The organism is Paraglaciecola aestuariivivens (assembly GCF_052983255.1).
The window spans coordinates 87769-106321 of sequence record NZ_JBRKBA010000001.1; the positions used below are offsets into that span (position 1 = coordinate 87769).

At 39.4% G+C, this 18553-nt stretch carries 24 protein-coding genes; 11 read left to right on the plus strand and 13 right to left on the minus strand.

What is annotated here, in order from left to right:
- Window positions 1-13: 13 nt before the first annotated feature.
- The 6 genes from ACVCDT_RS00455 to ACVCDT_RS00480 form a co-directional block, all read right to left on the minus strand.
- Complete coding sequence (locus ACVCDT_RS00455) at window positions 14-979, minus strand: GGDEF domain-containing protein (RefSeq protein WP_447130772.1); 966 nt, start codon at window positions 977-979, stop codon at window positions 14-16.
- A 257-nt stretch (window positions 980-1236) separates the two neighbouring features.
- Window positions 1237-1788, minus strand: a complete 552-nt coding sequence (locus tag ACVCDT_RS00460; RefSeq protein ID WP_447130773.1) for a BON domain-containing protein — start codon at window positions 1786-1788, stop codon at window positions 1237-1239.
- 438 nt (window positions 1789-2226) lie between these two features.
- Window positions 2227-2598: a hypothetical protein gene (locus ACVCDT_RS00465; protein ID WP_447130774.1), complete on the minus strand. Its 372-nt coding sequence runs from the start codon at window positions 2596-2598 to the stop codon at window positions 2227-2229.
- A gap of 362 nt (window positions 2599-2960) precedes the next feature.
- The gene (locus ACVCDT_RS00470) at window positions 2961-3194 is read right to left on the minus strand and encodes a hypothetical protein (RefSeq protein ID WP_447130775.1); all 234 of its coding nucleotides are present in this window, start codon (window positions 3192-3194) and stop codon (window positions 2961-2963) included.
- Between the two features lie 10 nt (window positions 3195-3204).
- Window positions 3205-3621: a hypothetical protein gene (locus tag ACVCDT_RS00475; RefSeq protein WP_447130776.1), complete on the minus strand. Its 417-nt coding sequence runs from the start codon at window positions 3619-3621 to the stop codon at window positions 3205-3207.
- A 10-nt stretch (window positions 3622-3631) separates the two neighbouring features.
- The gene (locus ACVCDT_RS00480; RefSeq protein ID WP_447130777.1) at window positions 3632-3946 is read right to left on the minus strand and encodes a DUF883 domain-containing protein; all 315 of its coding nucleotides are present in this window, start codon (window positions 3944-3946) and stop codon (window positions 3632-3634) included.
- A 424-nt stretch (window positions 3947-4370) separates the two neighbouring features.
- Here ACVCDT_RS00480 and ACVCDT_RS00485 point away from each other — a divergent pair, with 424 nt between their 5' ends.
- The 6 genes from ACVCDT_RS00485 to ACVCDT_RS00510 all read left to right on the plus strand — a co-directional run bounded on the left by ACVCDT_RS00485 (window position 4371) and on the right by ACVCDT_RS00510 (window position 8546).
- Window positions 4371-5282 (plus strand): endonuclease/exonuclease/phosphatase family protein, encoded by a 912-nt coding sequence (locus ACVCDT_RS00485; protein ID WP_447130778.1) that lies wholly within the window; start codon window positions 4371-4373, stop codon window positions 5280-5282.
- 11 nt (window positions 5283-5293) lie between these two features.
- Window positions 5294-5629 (plus strand): hypothetical protein, encoded by a 336-nt coding sequence (locus ACVCDT_RS00490; protein ID WP_447130779.1) that lies wholly within the window; start codon window positions 5294-5296, stop codon window positions 5627-5629.
- Between the two features lie 106 nt (window positions 5630-5735).
- Window positions 5736-6794, plus strand: a complete 1059-nt coding sequence (locus ACVCDT_RS00495) for a serine hydrolase domain-containing protein (RefSeq protein ID WP_447130780.1) — start codon at window positions 5736-5738, stop codon at window positions 6792-6794.
- Window positions 6795-6841: 47 nt separating this feature from the next.
- A complete protein-coding gene (locus ACVCDT_RS00500) occupies window positions 6842-7150 on the plus strand; it encodes a YdeI/OmpD-associated family protein (protein WP_447130781.1) in 309 nt (102 codons plus the stop codon).
- A gap of 217 nt (window positions 7151-7367) precedes the next feature.
- Entirely contained in the window at window positions 7368-8351 is a 984-nt protein-coding gene (locus ACVCDT_RS00505; protein WP_447130782.1) for a mechanosensitive ion channel family protein, read from the plus strand.
- Window positions 8352-8396: 45 nt separating this feature from the next.
- On the plus strand, window positions 8397-8546 hold the full coding sequence (locus tag ACVCDT_RS00510; RefSeq protein ID WP_447130783.1) for an entericidin A/B family lipoprotein: 150 nt from the start codon (window positions 8397-8399) through the stop codon (window positions 8544-8546).
- A gap of 66 nt (window positions 8547-8612) precedes the next feature.
- On the opposite strand, the gene ACVCDT_RS00515 is transcribed toward ACVCDT_RS00510, so the two are convergent.
- Window positions 8613-9056: an MgtC/SapB family protein gene (locus tag ACVCDT_RS00515; protein ID WP_447130784.1), complete on the minus strand. Its 444-nt coding sequence runs from the start codon at window positions 9054-9056 to the stop codon at window positions 8613-8615.
- 261 nt (window positions 9057-9317) lie between these two features.
- Between ACVCDT_RS00515 and ACVCDT_RS00520 the strand changes: the two genes are divergently transcribed.
- The 3 genes from ACVCDT_RS00520 (at window position 9318) to ACVCDT_RS00530 (ending at window position 13126) form a co-directional block, all read left to right on the plus strand.
- Window positions 9318-9842 carry a CC0125/CC1285 family lipoprotein gene (locus tag ACVCDT_RS00520; RefSeq protein ID WP_447130785.1) on the plus strand — a complete coding sequence of 175 codons (525 nt, stop codon included), beginning with the start codon at window positions 9318-9320 and terminating at the stop codon, window positions 9840-9842.
- Between the two features lie 127 nt (window positions 9843-9969).
- Window positions 9970-10740, plus strand: coding sequence for an MlaA family lipoprotein (locus ACVCDT_RS00525; protein WP_447130786.1), 771 nt, complete (start codon window positions 9970-9972; stop codon window positions 10738-10740).
- Entirely contained in the window at window positions 10733-13126 is a 2394-nt protein-coding gene (locus tag ACVCDT_RS00530; protein ID WP_447130787.1) for an efflux RND transporter permease subunit, read from the plus strand. The genes ACVCDT_RS00525 and ACVCDT_RS00530 overlap by 8 nt, the downstream gene beginning before the upstream one ends.
- A gap of 15 nt (window positions 13127-13141) precedes the next feature.
- On the opposite strand, the gene ACVCDT_RS00535 is transcribed toward ACVCDT_RS00530, so the two are convergent.
- From ACVCDT_RS00535 to ACVCDT_RS00545, 3 genes are all read right to left on the minus strand, one after another.
- Window positions 13142-13729, minus strand: coding sequence for a DUF502 domain-containing protein (locus tag ACVCDT_RS00535; protein ID WP_447130788.1), 588 nt, complete (start codon window positions 13727-13729; stop codon window positions 13142-13144).
- Between the two features lie 105 nt (window positions 13730-13834).
- On the minus strand, window positions 13835-14293 hold the full coding sequence (locus tag ACVCDT_RS00540) for a hypothetical protein (RefSeq protein ID WP_447130789.1): 459 nt from the start codon (window positions 14291-14293) through the stop codon (window positions 13835-13837).
- A gap of 144 nt (window positions 14294-14437) precedes the next feature.
- Complete coding sequence (locus ACVCDT_RS00545) at window positions 14438-16060, minus strand: diacylglycerol kinase family protein (protein ID WP_447130790.1); 1623 nt, start codon at window positions 16058-16060, stop codon at window positions 14438-14440.
- Between the two features lie 94 nt (window positions 16061-16154).
- Here ACVCDT_RS00545 and ACVCDT_RS00550 point away from each other — a divergent pair, with 94 nt between their 5' ends.
- Window positions 16155-16550 (plus strand): DUF2391 family protein, encoded by a 396-nt coding sequence (locus ACVCDT_RS00550; protein ID WP_447131261.1) that lies wholly within the window; start codon window positions 16155-16157, stop codon window positions 16548-16550.
- Window positions 16551-16636: 86 nt separating this feature from the next.
- Here ACVCDT_RS00550 and ACVCDT_RS00555 read toward each other — a convergent pair whose 3' ends face one another.
- From ACVCDT_RS00555 to ACVCDT_RS00565, 3 genes are all read right to left on the minus strand, one after another.
- The gene (locus ACVCDT_RS00555) at window positions 16637-16828 is read right to left on the minus strand and encodes a hypothetical protein (protein ID WP_447130791.1); all 192 of its coding nucleotides are present in this window, start codon (window positions 16826-16828) and stop codon (window positions 16637-16639) included.
- A gap of 52 nt (window positions 16829-16880) precedes the next feature.
- The gene (locus tag ACVCDT_RS00560) at window positions 16881-17057 is read right to left on the minus strand and encodes a DUF1328 domain-containing protein (RefSeq protein ID WP_447130792.1); all 177 of its coding nucleotides are present in this window, start codon (window positions 17055-17057) and stop codon (window positions 16881-16883) included.
- A 233-nt stretch (window positions 17058-17290) separates the two neighbouring features.
- Window positions 17291-17734: a hypothetical protein gene (locus tag ACVCDT_RS00565; protein WP_447130793.1), complete on the minus strand. Its 444-nt coding sequence runs from the start codon at window positions 17732-17734 to the stop codon at window positions 17291-17293.
- Between the two features lie 115 nt (window positions 17735-17849).
- Between ACVCDT_RS00565 and ACVCDT_RS00570 the strand changes: the two genes are divergently transcribed.
- Window positions 17850-18473, plus strand: a complete 624-nt coding sequence (locus ACVCDT_RS00570) for an MlaC/ttg2D family ABC transporter substrate-binding protein (protein ID WP_447130794.1) — start codon at window positions 17850-17852, stop codon at window positions 18471-18473.
- Window positions 18474-18553 lie beyond the last annotated feature (80 nt).

The following is an 18553-nucleotide window of genomic DNA, read 5'->3' on the forward strand; positions in this document are numbered from 1 at the left end:
TAAAGGCCCAAAATTAAACAGCGAATTGATTGCGCCCCGCTTCTTTTGCTTTATATAGTTTCTTATCAGCTTGATTTAACAGCCATGCTGAATCAAATGTTTGGCTTTTAATTTTATGCGGCGTGCAAGTTGCAATTCCTATGCTTACCGATAAATACTCATGCTCAAGATGCGCACTTGCTAGCTTTAGTGCCTGCACTTTTGCTAACACAGACTCGGCTAATTTTTTTGCTCCAGCCAAGTCGGTACAAGGCAACAAAATAACAAACTCTTCGCCTCCGTATCTTGCAACAAAGTCAGCTTCGCGATTAGCAACACTTCTAAGCGCCTTGGCCACTTTCTTTAAAGCCTCGTCGCCTTGCAAATGACCAAACTTATCGTTAAATAATTTAAAATGATCCACATCAATCATTAAAACCGAGAAAGCTTGTTGGCAGCGCTGCATCCTAAACCATTCTTTGGTTATTGTAGTATCAAGTTGCATTCGATTCGCTAGGCCAGTTAGTCCATCAGTACAAGAGATTTGCTCTATTTCCTTTACGCTCTTAATTAAATTCATCAAGTTATTAATTTTGGCTAGCAATAAAGCCGGGTGAGTGGGCATTTTTAAACAATCTAAGGCGCCTAACTCTAAGGCAACCAATTGTTCATTTAACGCATGGCTTTGTGTTAGTACCAAGAGCGGAATAAAATTAAGTAAAGAATGGCTACGAATTTTAGCTAAATCTGCTATCCATGCATTTTGTTCACTGGCTGCGTTAAATAAGATCAACTCAACATTATTTTGATTGGCTAAAGAAAACAACTCAGTAACATTTTCTACCCTAAAAACCTCATAGTGTTCGCTGAGCGCTTTAGCTTGTAAGGCACTGGGTTGCCCTTTACCTACTATAACAATGCTTTGCTCTTGCTCTGTCAATACATTGCCAAGGTATTCTGTTTCAGCAGGTAATAAAAAAGCATTGGAGTTAGCAGACATTAGACATTTTCCTTTAAACACTTGGGGCGAACCAGCTTAGTGATAACAAAGCCTAATTCGAATTATTTGCAGTTTGGTAACGAGCAAACCAATTAAAATGGCTGATTGACTTGGGCGCTGATACCTTAAGTACATCAGGCTGATAGTCAGACTTTTTGTTTTTTAAAACAGTAAAATATTTTTTCATAAAATAACGCCTTCACTTGTTAAAAAATATGCCGCGCTCAAAAGCGCGGCATGTAGATCATGCATTTTTATTAGCTTTGTAATTCAAGGCGATTTACCACCTTAGTTACATCGTCAGTATTTTCGGCGATAGCTTGAGCTAACTGACGTTCAGAATCAGAAGCCACTTCACCTTTTAAGGTCACTACGCCTTTTTCTACTTCTACGTCAATGTCTAAACCACTAACTTCAGATTCAAACAACAAACGGGTTTTAACCACAGTCTCAACTTTTGAGTCTTTTAACTGTTGCATCATTTGATTGTCTTGCTTGGGCTTATCTGTAGCCACAACAGTTAAGTTATTTTCTACGTCTTTAACTCCTTCTAAACTGCGCACTAACTCTTCGGCTAAAGCACTGTCTACTGAGGTATCAACTTTACCGGTTAAAATTACCGTGCCGTTTTTCACATCAGTATTGATGTCGAACGAATTTAAATTACCGTTAAACAACAAGGTTGATTCGGCTTTGCCATCAATCCATGCATCTTTGGCAGTATCTTTCCAAGTGTTTTGAGCACTTGCGTTAAAGCTTGCGGTACTAATAGCAGCGGCGATAAAAATTGAAAGTGTTGTACGTTTCATACTTAATCTCCTGTTAAAAGTTCACTTTCTCTAATGCTAAATCGATGCCAATACGTAACACTTTGATTTTTATTGAAAAATTAAATTCCCGGAAAAGTTGGTTAACTGAAATTTATGTAAGCTTTGCTAGCCAAAATGTAAAAAATTCACACTAGTTGGCTGAATAAAAATCAGGACTAATCTTTTTACAGTGGTTTGACCTATGACTTTGTTCTAGTTGGTAAATTAGGTTAGGGCAGAGAATAAACTGAAAGTTTATGCATAAAATAATCGTTAATAATAACAATGGGTGCGTTAATTGCGCTCTTGCTAGCAATCAAATATCAAGCCTACTTTTGGACAAAGATGTGTTGTGGGTCACGCCTGTTTCTATGTTCCTTATTTTCTAAAATTAGGTGGCATAGATGGCATCAAACGATGCGACAAAAAATCCAAAGTTTATTGCGAACTTATGCCAGCGGTTTGAGCTTGGGGTTTATCAGCTCGATAAAAGCCAGGTTTACCCACGGCCTGTTGATGTAGCTCTACTAATAACAAACCTCTTTGGGCGTAATCTTTGGCTTTTGCCGACCATTTTGCCTGATGATATCTAAGCGCGTGTTGGTAATAAAATAATGCTCGCTCTAAGCGCAATTGACTATATTTGTCTTGCTGGCTTCGATCGGCATTTTGAATGGCTTGTTTGAGCTGTTGTATGACTTTAGGTAAATTAGACTCTGTTTGCGGCCACGTGGTCTGAGCATAACCCCAAGTTGAAAATAATATAGCTAGCAACAGCATACCTAAAACACTTATTAAGCTAGATTTCATCACATCACTCCTAAATGTAAATTTACCTTACTAGCGCCTAGCTAGCAGAAAAAAACCAATAATTAATCGACCCCAATTAACTTATTCTCCTAACTTGCTAGCCCTTATTATTAAAGGCCTTATGTGACATTAAGATGAACACCACTGGAATTATTCAGCTCAACTTAGTGCTTTTTTACATAGGGATAAAAGATGACTTAGGTAAAATTTTCAGAGCTATTTGGTATTTTCTACAGCGTAAAAATAACTACAAAACCCAACAACTAAATTATAACCAGGCAAAAAAAGCACCGTGGAAGTGCTTGGGACACTTTCCACAGTGCAAGACAAAAAAGCCGAGTCAGACTCGGCTGGGAGTGTGCCTAGAACAATTTAAACAGTTCTGGCAAGACGCGAAAAAATGCATGGCTAGATTGATTTGTTCCATTCAGGGCGCCTAATACAAAGGCACTAGCAATACCTTGAGGTGAGGCTAATAGCGCCTTACTTTGGTGAGTGGCTTGAGTTAATCGCCTTGTTGTGATTTTTTGGGCTAACTCAGCATGCACTTTAGCTTGCAAAAGTTGTTGTTTTTGACTGTGTAGAAAGTCGTACATAATTGACCTCTCAAACTTTGTTTGGCGATGAAAACAAGTGTTGCCAAGTGGTTTTAAATTCTATGGCTACCAGCGCTGATTTAAGCGTGATTAACATCAACCAAGCCACTAAAATGTTGATAAAAAATAGTCCGAGTAAAGCTAAAGCCCAATGTACACCCACTAACTGTAACCCTAAGAATATGGCGTAAAGTCCCATAGCCCAGCTGATGACTAACAATCCAGTGAGTCCTAACACACAAAAAAGCGCAACAACTACAGCTTTTAAACTTAACCTAAAATCTGCCACTAACAGCTCAAGCTGAGTGCGATACTTAACTTTTAAACTAGTGAAATATTGCTCCCATGCTGAGAGCACATCAGAAAAGGCGGGATCAGCTTGCGCTGGTCCCTGCTCTTCATCTGGGTGTAAATTTGATGCTTTCATGACTATCTATCTATTTCTTTTTCAACAGTGAAGTCACTAACATACCTGCTGCAAAAGCAATGCCTGCAGTAGCGACAGGATGCGCTTTGGTATATTTACCTACAGCTGAATTGTCCCAATACTTTTTGGCTTGGTTTTGTTTCTCACCTAGGGTTTTAGCTGATTCTGCAGCTGATTGACGCAACTTGCCCTCTGCCATAGAAGCATGTTGGGCTAAGTTATCCACGGATAAATGCAAGGTTTCTGATACTTTATCTGCAATAGGGGTGGCAGATTCATTGGCATGAGTTTGGCTATTGGTTGTAGCTTGTTTAGCGTTTGACATCTTTGCTCTCCTAATCATTAAAGCGGGGAATTCCGCATTACTCTTAGTTTGAAGCAACCCTTATGCCAGCTAAAGAGTTTCCTTAAAACTTACTATTTATCAATAAGATAGATTAATTGAAAGATTGTAATCACATTCTTCTGCTGACACTATCTGTGTAATTCTTGCAATACTGCTGCAATATTTACCTGCCAACCATCACAAGCACTCAGGCAGCCTTGATTAAACTCAAATTGTCAGATGAATTAGCCATGCAAAATGATAAGCTAAGCCTTAATTAAAAACTTCAGCAGCTAGCCAAGTTGACCGACTCATTTGGAGAAAGACGGCAATAATGATAAACCTCTGCTTATTATTCGCGACTAGCTTTTTGTTATGCATAACTTTAGCGCCTTTTTTACCTTCAAATCATTGGCTTTGCAGAGTGTGGGAATTTCCTCGAGTACAAATTGCCTGTTTAGCTTTTTTATGTGCCCTTTTGGTTTTAGTGTTTGGCTCTGGATACTTAAGTAATTACTTAGTTGGCATAAACTTGGCGGTCACTATGTACCAATTAATCTGGATTTGGCCATATACAGTGTTTTACCCAATTCAAGTACCTAAAGCCAAATCCACTGCCGCTACTCAATCCATTAAAATTTTAACTAGCAATGTATTAATGCCAAATCGCAGTGCCAACAAGCTGCTTGATTTAGTTAAGCAATACCAACCCGATATATTAGTCACTTTAGAAACCGACACTTGGTGGCAAAATGCTTTGGCCGACTTAGCTAAAGATTATCCACACCGAGTTAGTCGACCTTTAGATAATTTGTACGGCATGCATTTGTATAGCAAATTTCCTTTGTTAGACGTACAAGTAAAAGATCTTATTGAAGACCATGTGCCCTCTATTCATTGTTCACTGGTGCTAGCCAATCAGCAAAAAGTGCAGTGCCATTTTTTGCATCCTGCGCCACCTAGCCCAACCGAAAACGAGCGTGCCACCCCAAGAGATAAAGAGTTAATGTTAGTCGCCAAATCATTAAAAGATGTCACTCACCCTGTGATAGTAACGGGCGATTTAAATGACGTGGCTTGGTCTCCTACTACGCGAGCATTTAGACAAGTCAGTGGCCTACAAGATCCGCGCCTAGGCCGAGGCATGTACAATACCTTCCATGCCCAAATTCCATTTTTACGCTGGCCTTTAGATCATATTTTTCATAGTTCGCATTTTGAGTTAGCCCAACTAAAGAGGCTCAGTTCAATAGATTCAGACCACTTCCCGTTATTTAGTGAGTTGGTCTTTGTTGCTGCATCTAAAGATTCATCGAATAACAAACCGCCATCCTAGGACTGAACAAAATGCCAAAAGTTTTACGATTTTTACCTATCGCCATAGTGGCAATTATTAGTGAGCTTGCTGGCTTAGCTAAACTATTGCAGGCCCCTGACGAAGTCGCCTTTTTACAAACTTTTGGATTGTCCACTTCTATGATTGTGTTTTATGGACTATTTCAAATTTTAGCCGGCGCCTTAATTACCTTACCAAGATCAAGACGGATAGGCGCAGATATGGCAATTCTGGCATTTGCCTTAGCAACAGGATTTTTAGTGGCATCGGGCAACTATACTTTTGCAGTTGTTTCGCTTTTGCCTATAGGGTTATCAGGGTGGATCAGCTATCAAACACGCCAATAAAGCCGTTATAGGCAAGAAATTAACAACTAGGCTTAACCTTTAAGGGTTGGCCATTTTGACATGCAACAAATTGATTTAACTACCAATGACAAAAACCAAAGTTAGTATGAATAAAAAATCTTTTAAACCACTTTTTAGACTGATTTTATTAACCGGCACTGTAATTTCGTTATTTTACGTGCCATGGATTTTAGTTAAAGCCTGGATATTACCACTACCCAACACCATTCAAGCACAACTTGAGCAAGCCATAGATCATGGGTTTGATGGCATGATTGTGTACGTACAACAAGCAAACCAACCTGCGCAATTTTATGCCGCGGGATACAAAGATCGTAGTAAGCTAATTCCTGCCGATCCCCATGCATTATTTAAGATTGCCAGCATAAGCAAACTTTATGTGGCAGTCGCTATCACCAAATTAGTCAGTAGTAAGAAACTATCGTTAGACGATACCCTGGCTGAGCATTTTCCTGAATATGTTGGCAAAATCCCCCATGCTGAACAGGTAACTGTTCGCATGTTAGTACAACACCGAAGCGGCATTGCAAACTTCACTGACAATCCAGACTATTGGCAAAACGAACAACAAAAAGGCCCTAAAGCGCTAGATTTTGCTTTAGCATTACCCGTTAGCTTTGAACCCAATCAGGGTTATGAATATTCTAATACTAACTATTTATTACTGCGCCAGCTCATCGAAAAAGTTCAGGGTTATAGCCATCATCAATATATAAAAGAGCAAATTTTAACCCCATTGGGACTAAACAATACCTTTAGTTCCATAAAAGAAGTCGATTTAGATAAGGTAATGAGCGGTTATTATGTTGGCATAGATGCAGATTTTAAATCCAATGAAAATGGCATGTTAGCCACGGCCGAAGATGTGGGCAAATTCTTACGGGCGTTAGTAGACGGTTCGGTATTTAATCAAGGTGAGCAACAAATATATTCGTCGATTTATGTATACGAGCATGGAGGCTTAGTGCCTGGTTACCAGAGCCTAGTTGAATACCACCAAGACATAGACACAGTGGTAGTGCAATTTATAAATACCACTGACTTTGAGGGTTACCAGTGGAATTTATCTGAAATCGTAATAAATCGAATAGTGAAAATATTAAAAAACCAACACAAGGCTAAGCAACAAAGCTTAGACGGTTAACTAACAGCTCACTCACTTTAATTAACCGCTAACCTAAGGTATTAACTATGTCATTAAAAATTTCAGCTGGATTAGTGCATGCTTTGCCTAGTGCCTTAGCTCAAGCCTTAGAAACCCATCAAGTCATTAGCCTTTGGGAATCATTAACCGCTATTGGCCGCAACGAATTTATTTGTTGGATAGAAAGTGCCAAACAAGATAAGACCAAAGCCAAACGCATTTCTCGTACCATAGAGTCTTTGCAAACTGGCAAAAAGCGCCCTTGTTGTTGGCCAGGTTGTATTCATCGCACAGATAAACAACCCAGCCAATGGCAACAGCAAGTGTTAATGGGAAAAAAGTCTGCACCTAAATAACTAGTCTGACATTTCTGCTTAGGCACCAACCACCACCAAGCAAAGTTCACATATAAGTTTGTAAGTTTTACACACTTAAGCTTTACCCTCATCCCACAAGAACTACTTTTTACATTTAAATCAACAAGTTAGAACATGGAACGAATTGTGTTAGCTAACTGATAGCAAGCTCATCAATAGTGTCTTTGATGGCGGAATAATCTGAGGTAGTTCAAACATGGAATTAATAAGAATCGAAAAGTTTTGGGATTTAATTAATGAAAAGCTCGCCACTTGGTTAGAGTCAGGCATTAAGCATTTGCCCAATTTTGTGGTGGCTATTTTAATTGCAATTGTTTTTTCCATCATAGCCAGAATAGCCGGCAGAATGATGAAAAACTTGCTGCTTAAAACCATGGACTCTCAGCAAATTGCTAACCTGTTAGCCTCTATTTTTAAAGTATGTGTGTTAATTACAGGGATATTTATATCCCTAGATTTTTTAGGGCTAACTGGAGCGGTCACTTCTTTATTAGCGGGTGCCGGTATAGTGGGCTTAGCCATTGGTTTTGCTTTTCAAGATATGACCGAAAATTTAATTGCAGGTATAGCAATGGGGATCCGTAAACCCTTTCAGATAGGTGATGTGGTCGAAGCCGATCAGGTTTTTGGTACAGTTAAAACCATTAACCTGCGCAATACATTAATTGAAACTTTTTTTGGGCAACTAGAAGTCGTTCCCAACAAAATTTTATTTAGAAATGTCTTAACTAATTACTCCACAGTGGGCATTAGACGTTTAGAGATCCCTGTGGGTATTAGTTATGCCGATGATCCAGAAAAAGCCGCTGAGGTAATAGTAGATAAAATCAATGACTACGACTTTGTGATCAAAAAAGACGAAACCTCTGTATTTGCTAAAGAGTTTGCAGACAGCAGTGTGAATTTGCTGGTTTGGTTTTGGATTGACTACCCAGGAGAAACAGGCTTTATGCAAGCCAGACACAAGGCTGTGGTGGGAATTAAACAAGCGCTAGAACAGGCAGATATATTAATACCATTCCCAATTCGTACCCTAGATTTTGGGGCTAAAGGTGGTGAGAAACTTAACAGCATGTTAAGTCATAAAATCAGTGGCGCAGACTCAAACTCTCAAGCTACCACTGAAAATAAACAAGACTCAGGTAAAGCCGGGCAACAAGATCCTGCTGCACAATCTTAATCCTAGGCTATTGTTAATAAACAAATGAAAAATAAGGAAAATACTATGTGGTTATCCAAGATGAGTACTAAGTTAAAATGTGTTTTGATGAGTGTGTTTTTAATGTTAACGCTAGGGGCTTGCGCCACTATCGAAGGGGCGGGCAAAGATTTAGAAGCTGCAGGTGAAGCAGTACAAGATGCCGCCGATGGCTAACAGTCGCTGCTTTTAATTCTGTTTTAAATCCAGTCCCATATAAAGTTGTATGGGGCTGGGTAAAGGTTATTTGTCACCGTTAAGCTGTTTTTTATACGGCTCTAAAAACTGCAAGACCATAAATCCAATCAAACTTAACACTAAAGCAATTTCATATCGGCTATAAGCCACTGAGACTCCAATCGCACCTGTTATCCATATACCTGCGGCAGTTGCAGTGCCATGCACATTCTCATGGTTTTTAATAATTGAGCCACCGCCTATAAAACCAATGCCTGTGATCACCCCATACATAACCCTAGCTTGCGCTTCAGGCTCTGGAAACACATCCATGGCCACCAACATAAATGCTGCACAGGAAATGGCAACTAATGGAAAAGTTCTAAGCCCAGCTCCCCTAGCTTTTGATTCTCTATTTAATGCAATTGGCAAGGCCAGAACAAAAGCAAAGCCTAATTGGTAAGAATGAAACCAAATAAGTCCAAAATCTAACGGGATTTGATCCAACATGTTTAAACCTTAGTAAGAGTTTAATAAGCAATAACATTAAAAAACTTGAGACACTTATAGTAAGAGCAACCACTGACTTTATACAAGTTCTTGGCCTAGTGCGTAAAATTCACTTAGCTTAATGTAATATTTTCCCAAGATATTTAACAAAGCAGATTGTAAAAACAAAAAGTTGCTAAATTACAAAGACTTAGATGTTGGCCTGAAAATTGAAATGAACTTAATGTCAATCTGACAAAAGCGTTTTAACAGGAGTATATTATGCGATATCTATCAGCAACATTTATCACCTTTTGTGTATTTTTACTTGGCTGTGCATCATCTCAGCCCACTGCCTACCAACAAGCCATGGGAGATAACGAATTTGGTTATACCGAAACTCGTTTAACCGATTCTGTTTATCGAATTGACTTTGTAGGTAATCGTCACTCTGATGAAGCTCGAATTAAAGACTATGCTATGTTACGTGCAGCAGAGTTGACCCTACAAAAAGGCCATGATTGGTTTGTTATTTTAGACAGTGATACTAAAAGAGAGGTGAAATCTCGCCCCAGCACCACAGTACAAGCCAGCACTCAAGATAGAGTAGTTCAAAAATGTGGACTATTGGGTTGTTCAACTTATGTTTCGCCAGGTTACACAGGGGTAGCAATTGAGACCCAGAAAGTAGATGGTAAAGTATCAACCAGACTACAAATTTCTATGGGCAGCGGCGAGGCACAAAATCCAAGCACGGCTTTTGACGCTAAGCAATTGGCCGAAAATATGCGTAAAAACCTAGAATAAGGAAAACTGTATGAAGCCTAACGGGCTACATTGCTTCAAGGTAACTAGTCTTTGCACCCTAGTTTTACTAGTCGGCTGCGCTAAATCGCCCGTCACAAGTCAGGCTGAACCACCGCCAAGCGCGGTGGTGCAGTCAAATTCACCCACCCCACCAGCAAAACAACCCTTAAGCATAAATACCAAACAAGGTGTGGTAACTGTGGCTCCCACAGTTGTGAGTTATCCAGAAGTTGAGTTTGACGATCCATTAGAATCCCTTAACCGCGCAATCTTTTCTTTTAATCATATTTTGTATAGCTGGCTGCTCATTCCACTGGCCCAAGGCTACCAATTTATTATGCCAGATCCCGCAGAAGCTGCAGTCACGCGTATTTTTAGTAACCTGCGCGAACCTTTAAATGCATTAAACCATTTACTGCAAGCCAAGGGCGAGCCTGCCGGTGCAAATCTAGGTCGCTTTTTAATTAACAGTACTATTGGGGTGTTAGGTATTTTTGATCCTGCGCAAAACTGGTTTGACATACAGCCTCAAAAAGCCAGCCTAAACGATACTTTAGCTCAATGGAATGTGTCACATGGGGCATTTATTGTTTTGCCTGTACTAGGCCAAAGCGATATACGTAATGGCTTGTCTACTTTTACCGAAAATACTTTTGCACCTATTACTTTTATCACAGAGTCTCCTCAAACCCAGTATATTCAGGGCTATAACGGCTTTCATCAGTTTGCTCCAAGAGCACAGAGCTATCAAAGCCTGTATCTAGAAAGTGAAGACCCTTATTTATTTTTTAGAAATATGTACATGCAAGCTTTGTTTAGGGATGACGCTTACCCAGAAAAACCTGCTGAATCAGATGCTTCTAGTGTTGATGCTGCTGAAGGAAGCCTAAATGACTGAAGCACAACCTGTTTGGCTTACTCGCCACCCACTAATCACTAGCATAGCAGTACTGATCTTAACCTTAGGCTTAGCTTGGTATGTGCAGTATTTTAAGATTGATGCATCGGCAGACACCTTGCTTGTTAAAGACAATCAACTTTATATTCAAAGCCAAATAATGAACCAAAGGTTTGCCCCAGATGAGTTTATTTTGCTGGCCTACGAACCCAAAAAACATGCACTATTTAGCCAGCAAAGCTTTGATGATATTCAGGCTTTAAGCGAAAAAATTGGCCAGTTAACTCGGGTTAACTCTGTAACCCATATTTTAAACGTGCCTTTATTATCACAAATGGGTCAGCTCGACCCTAATATCGATCCACAACAATGGACCTGGCAAAACAAAGCATTTAGTTTTGAGCAAATGCGCGAGATTTTTCAGCAGCACCCTTTATTTACTGATTTGCTGGTTAATCAAAATGTATCAGCTACTGCCATTCAAATTGTATTTAAAGCCCATCCCAAGCTTAGCCAAATAGAATCTCAAATAATTGAATTAAATAAAAAACACCTTAGCGGAGAATTTACTGAGCAAGACGCGCAACAAGTTCAAAAATTAAAAGCGCAAGCCGATCCAATAAAACAACAATTAAACCAACAACGCCAACAAGAGATTGCCAAAATTTATCAAGTGGCAGATAGCGTAAGCGATCATGCTAACGTGTATCTAGGTGGCTCCTATGTATTAGGGCATCAATTAGTCAAAATTATCAGCACAGATCTAAAACTATTTGGCAGTGCCATTGGGCTGGCTATCTGTTTAATGCTGTTAGTACTATTTAGAAGTTGGCGCTGGGTGATTATTCCAGTGACTTGTTGCGCGGCCAGCGTGTTAATGACTATGGGCTTGTTTGGTATTTTTGATTTACGCACTACTGTCATTTCATCTAATTTTATTGCTTTGCAACTCATTCTTACTTTGGCAATTTGTGTGCACCTTATAGTGCAATATCGTCAACTAGCAGAAAAACAACAAGAGTTAAGTCAAAGCCAATTGGTCAGCGCCACCTTAAAAAGTAAGCTAAAACCTTGCTTTTATGCAGGCATAACCACCTCAGTAGGCTTTGGCTCGTTGATATTTAGTGGCATACAACCTGTGGTGAGTTTTGGCTGGATGATGATCATAGCCATGTTAGTGTCTATCACCCTATCTCTGGTGTTTTTTCCTGCCTTGTTATGTTTATTTAAGCATCAAACTCAAAGTGCTAACAATAAACTAAGCCATCGCATTATTTCGTGGATTTCCGCTGTCACCTTGCAAAGATCTAATATTACCATCAGTGTTTTTATAGGGGTGGCAATTATTGCAGTGCTGGGATTATTCAGATTAAGTGTAGAAAATAGTTTTTTAAATTATTTTGCTAAAGATACACAAGTACACCAAGAACTTAGTTTTATAGATCAACAATTTGGGGGCTCTACACCTTTTGATATTATTATTAATATACCCGCAGATGAACAACACCCAGAGCTTGCCATTACAGCTAAAAGTGTTCAACGATTGCAAATAGCACAGACTATTTTGCAGCAATATCCTGCTACAGGAAATACCACTTCAGTACTCAACTTTACACAATTGGCCCAACAGCTTAATCAGGGCAAACCATTAACAGAATACGAATTAACCGCTATTTATCATTTAGTTGACGATAATCTAAGAGAGTCGCTAATTGGCAGTTACTTCTCCAATCAACACCAGCAATTACGCTTGAGCAGCAGAGTTAAAGACAGCACTCCAGAGTTTAATCGCAAGCAATATTTAGCCGATATTCGCCAAGATTTAGCTGCTAACGGTTTTACTCCTGAAGATTATCAACTGACTAATTTGTTTGTGTTGTATCAAGATATTTTAGAGCGATTATTTAACTCACAAATTTTAACTTTGGGCATAGTTTATCTAGCTCTGTTAATAGTGATGTGGATCTTGTTTAAACGATTTACTGTGGCCCTCATTGCCCTTATCCCTAACATTATCTGCACTTTGCTGATTTTAGCGGTAATGGGTTACGCTAATATTCCGTTGGATTTAATGACTATTACCATTGCGGCAATCGCTATGGGTATAGCGGTGGATGATACTATTCATTTTGTGCACCATTATTTATACGGTCACCAACAACCACAAGAAGCGGTCAAAAAAGCCTATTTTAGTGTGGGTTATGCCATGTTATTTACTACTATTATCATTTGTGTAGGCTTTGCTCTCTTGGCGTTTTCAGACTTTGTACCCAGCATGCTGTTTGGACTGCTTACGGCTCTGGCCATGTTATTTGCACTTATTACTGACCTAACCCTGTTACCTGCCTTGTTAGTTAAGTTTGTCAAACCACATGGGGCACAATAGCGCCCCTTTTTATACCTAATGGTTTTTATTCGACTTACTGCCGCTAGCACTGCCACCGGTTAGAGAAATGCGCATTGCGGTTTCAACATCTATATCTAAGGGGGTAAGTTGGTCGCTGTCTATATACAAAGTATAACCACCAATTTGATAACTTAAGGGGATATATACCCCTAGTTTTTCTTCATTTTTAAACAGTTTTTTAGCGCCTTCGTGACTGGTAACAAAACCAATTAAGTGAATGTTCTCGGTGATCTTCACTGACACCACACTTTGCATTTTTTGTTTTTTACCAATGTTAATTAAATTAACCGCGTCTTGAATGGTTCCATAAATGGTTTTAATTAAGGGTATGCGTTCAAGTAACCGCCCGCCCCACCCAATAAAACTACTTACTATGTAGGCATTAACCGCTAATCCCACTAAAAGCAAAATCACTAAACCTAAAATTAGGCCTAGTCCTGGAAAGTAGATTTGACTCGGAATATAAGGGGTAAGACTTGTTTCAATGGTGGTGACTAACCACACTAAAAAGTACAAAGTTAGGGTAATAGGCAAGAGCGCTAATAAGCCTTGAGCCATAAGTAAAGAAAGTTTTTTAACCACTGTAGCATCCAATATATTTCAGAGTAGACAACTAATATTAAACCATTGCCTAAGCCAATTAGCTAAAGCTTATTAAGTAAATAACTGAGATAAAATTTAAGGTTTTTAGGCCTTGGTTTTATTTAACCAAGCATTGATACGTTTAAATGCATCGTAACAACTTTGCATTGACACTCTCACGCGTTGTAGATATTGCTTACACACATAAGGTTGCGGTAGGTTTATGGCTAAATCTATGACATTTAAGGTTTTACTTTCTAATTCAATTAATAAGGGCCAGAAAGATTCACCCTGACAAATTTTATTTTGCCCCACCACCTCTTGGTAAGTAGCAATTAATAAAGCCGCAATATGCTCACCCTTTAGAGGTTGTTTAGATTGAGCTTGAATAAAAGGTTTTAACTCATTTATGGCGGCTTTGCGGGCTCTGTACATCACTAATAACGCACGTCTTTGATCTTCATCTGGCATATTTTGAATAGCGAATTGGTAAAAGTCAGCGCCCGCACTTAACACCTCAATCACATCTGAGACTCGGTTTATCAATGGATTCTGTGTACTCACAAGCACATCCTTGTTGATCTCATATGGTTAATTGGTGCAATGCAACCGCAAAAATTACACTTTAGGGGTAAAAAGTGACAATTTAAGTCAAGCAGTTATACGGCATTTTACAAGTGCTAGAGGCCTATTTTTAAGTATTTAGCCTTAATTAATTGTGGCTTGAGTCGCGACTTTAAGTGATTTAGGCAATACCTCAATGTTTAGCGCTTCTGCCTGACGCTCTTCTCCGTCTAACATGTAACTAATCGGGCTTGAGCTACTGATCTGAATATTTTGTGCTTGTTTAAAACAAATGTCTGGGTTGGCGGCTTCGCCAGTTATGCCACTTATTGCTAAGTCTGCCAAGTTGAATACTTGCTTGGCAACATCATGCTCTGCAGGTAACCAGGTAATATCTAAACGCCCGTCCGTCATACTTGGGCCCCCTCCTCCTTGAGCTAAAACCGTTGAAAAAGGTGCGGCATTGGCTACCACTAAACTAGTAGTCTGCACCTCAAACTTAGCTTGATTATCTAAGCTTAAGGTTAGGCAGTAAATCTGACCATTTTGCACTGCCTTAAATAAGCCTTTTAAATAAGCCATTTGCCCACTTTGATCTTTTTCTGCACGGCCGGCCGAAGCTATCATTTGTTGACCAAAACCTATGCTCGCCATCAACAACATTAGCTGGTCATTACATTTTGCGGTATCAATACTTTGTACTTGTCCGTATAAAATCGCGTCGCAGCATAATGCCACTGGGTAAACTTTAGTGCCTGTGCCATAAATCGCATGACATAAAGCATTAGTAGTGCCCATGGCTATCATGCCAAACACCACTTGGGTATCTAACAATTGGGCGGCCACTTCTGCTAAGGTCCCATCACCGCCACAAGCCACTACCACTTTAGGCTTATGCTGCAATGCTTCAAGGGTTAAACTTTTGGCTGATTGGTGTTGTTGGGTTTCAAACACTAATACCGAGTACTTAACCGATAAGCGCTGCACAATTTCATCTTTGTTGACTTGCCATTTACCTCCACCCGAAATAGGGTTAGCAATAATGGCCAAAACCGCTTGTGGCTCTTGCACTAAGCCTTGATGAACTTTTTTTAAATTGCTGAGTTGTTTACGATTCAAGCGCGCGGTACGCCTCACCCCATGGATGGTTTCTAAGGCTTTGGCCACGTTCCACTGAGGATGTTTTTTTAGTAAATAGGCTGCCATAACAAATACTGAACGACCACGACCTAAAGCACAATGAATAACCACCGCATGCTTTTTAGTTTGATTATCTAACCAATTAATAGCTAGCCGGATTTGTTTCTCAGTTGGGCTTTGATGATCAAGTACAGGCACATTTAAATAATGTAGGTTTTCTTCATAAGCAGACCAATCTAAGCCATCAAATTCAGCGGTCACGTCTAAAATAGCACGCACACCAAGGCGTTTAAGCTCTTCTATATCAGCAGGAAAGAGTCGGCAAGCTAAATAAAGGTTGTGGTCAATTTTTTGAATAGCTGGCACAGAGTCCTGCTTGCGGGCCCAGGCATTGTAAACTTGTGCGCCCAATAAAAATGGCACAAATAACCAGCGAATATAAAAAGGAATAGAGCCATCATGTTTTTTTCTAAATATCTGTGGACGTTTAAATACATAGGCAAAAGCAACCGCGCCTACTGAGGCGCCTATCCAAAACAATATCAGACTTAGAAAAATGTTTGGCGTATACCAAGCTGCAATTAAAATTAACCCTGCGCTGATTAGGTAATAATAACTAAACCTCATTTTGCCTCTCTTTTAGCTAAGTTTATGTTTTATAATAAAAACCGAGCGAGTAATCTAAAACCTTTCTATTTCGAAATTGAAGGTACCTATGTCAATACAGTTATATTTTAATAGCGAAGATGCCAGTCAGATTGCCATTGGGGCTTTTGCCATGGCTATGCCTATTGCCTTTACCCAAGAAGCTTGGAAAATGGCCGAGACATTACCTATAGCCAATTTAATTTTGCTGGCACTATTATCCTTGTTTTTTCTTACCCACTATACCTATTTCAGTTTGTTTCAAAGCGATATTAAGCATCGAGTAACCAGCTATTGTGTGCGAATCTTCTTAGCTTATTTTATTACCCTAATAGTGGTGGGGTTAATTTTGCTCGCTCTGAATAAATTTCCTATTTATGACACGCCTCTAATTGCCATAAAGCGACTTATTATCATTGCCATGCCCGCTTCTTTGGGAGCCATAATAGTGGACAGTTTTGACAAAGAATAACTTCAAATTGGCACGGTTTATTACACTAAAGCTTTGCGCATCGATCAAAAAAAGGGCCTAAGCCCTTTTTTTAATTTTGACGATAATTAGCAGTCTGTATCTTCAGCATCTGCATTTTCTTTTACTTCTTCACATGCATCTTCTACTGCGTTACCTGCATCTGTCACGACTTCGTCTAGTTTCTCGCCGGCGTTTTCAGCTTCACCTTCACAAGCAGACAAAGCAAATACCGCAACCAAAGCCAATAATGTAGTAGTCATATGTTTAAAAAATTTCATAATAATCTCCGTATAGTTAAGGGTAAAATCTAATGTGTTTGTACCTAAGCTTTTAGGCCTTAGGCGCCTTTCCACGCAATGCATTTGAAATCAGTGATAACACCAACAACACCACAAACACAAAAAATAATATTTTAGCGATACCTGTTGCAGCACCGGCTATGCCACCAAATCCAAAAACAGCAGCAATAATAGCGATAATAAAAAATGTTAATGCCCAGCCCAACATAATAAAATCCTCTTAGTTTGTTAAACAATTACTTGCGTTCAAACTAATCAATGCGACTATTGTGCCAAACCCAAATAATCAACTATGCCATTGATATTATTAGCTTTTATGATTTACATAAAGATAAAAGGTAAATTCGGCCTATGCAATTTTGCAAATTTTACATGGCCAGTAGGTAGGAGTTTCACTACTAACTATAGCTGTAACCACAGATTTAAATCATTTTAATTAAATTAAAGTGTGTACAACCAGGTCATCACTAAAATATCGCCAAACCCCCAGACTAAAGTGCCGCTGATCAAAAGTGACATTTCCAAAACCCCAACTGACAAACGTAAGTCTTGCATGGCCACACTCAACCTCTGATCGTGACTAGTATTAATTTGATCTATGCCTAGGGCAATATCAGAATCATTTAGTTTTTTAGCCGTTAGCTGTCTAAGCTCTTTGTTACGCAACCAATTGGCTCGTCTAGTGATGAGCTTTTCATGCAGTACCACACCTATACTTGACCATACCCCTAGCACCACCACCAAACAGCCAGCCCGTGTAAACCACTCTAGCCCCATCCAAGCAATATGGCTCAAATACAAACCTAAGCTAAAAATCATTATGGCAAGCGACCAATAAATCAGATGACTTAAGCTACTTTTTTTACTTAGATTGATGGCCGACAAGGGGGTTTTCCTTTTGTTAGGGAATAATAATTTCCCTTTTTTATATCAGAGACAGAATTGGGATAGTACAATGCAAACTCATCAAGTTTCCAGCCTGGTTTAAAGGACGTGTTACATGTTTAGGTTAATCTCTCATATATTAATGATTTGGGCCTTAGTTTCTGCGCCTGTTTTTGCGCAATCTGATGATCCCTATGTGTTTGTAAAATCTGTTGCCACTGCAACTTTTGCTCAAATAAAGCAAGATCAGCAACTAATACAATCTCAACCTAGCCATATACAAACAATAGTTGAACAACAACTTATGCCGCACATAGATCATGTTTATGCTGCATTAAGCGTAATAGGTACCCCAGCAAGAGATATCCCAAAAGAAAAGCTGGACGCTTATTATGAGCAATTTAGGCTGTACCTAATCACAACCTATGCTTCGGCCCTACAGCAATACACCAACCAAATCGTCGAGTTTGAGCCATCTAAAGCCCTTGATGGGCGAAAAACTGTGGCGGTAAAAGCTTATATAAAAGAGCCAGGCAAGCCCACTATTGACCTTACTTTTCAGGTAAGACGCAACAAAGAGGGTCAGTGGAAAGCCTATGACCTAATTGCCGAAGGGATCAGTATGGTGCAGTCTAAACGTTCTGAATTTGCGCCAATTTTAAGGCAAAGAGGCATAGATGCGGTGATAACATTTATGCACGAGCAAAGCCAAAAAAGCTCGATTAAAACAAAAAGTTAAATTAGCCTAGCTGGCAAAGTGAGATTGTAAAGACTCAGTTTTAATGGGCTAAGCTAAGGTTAATCAAAGAGGTAAGCAGG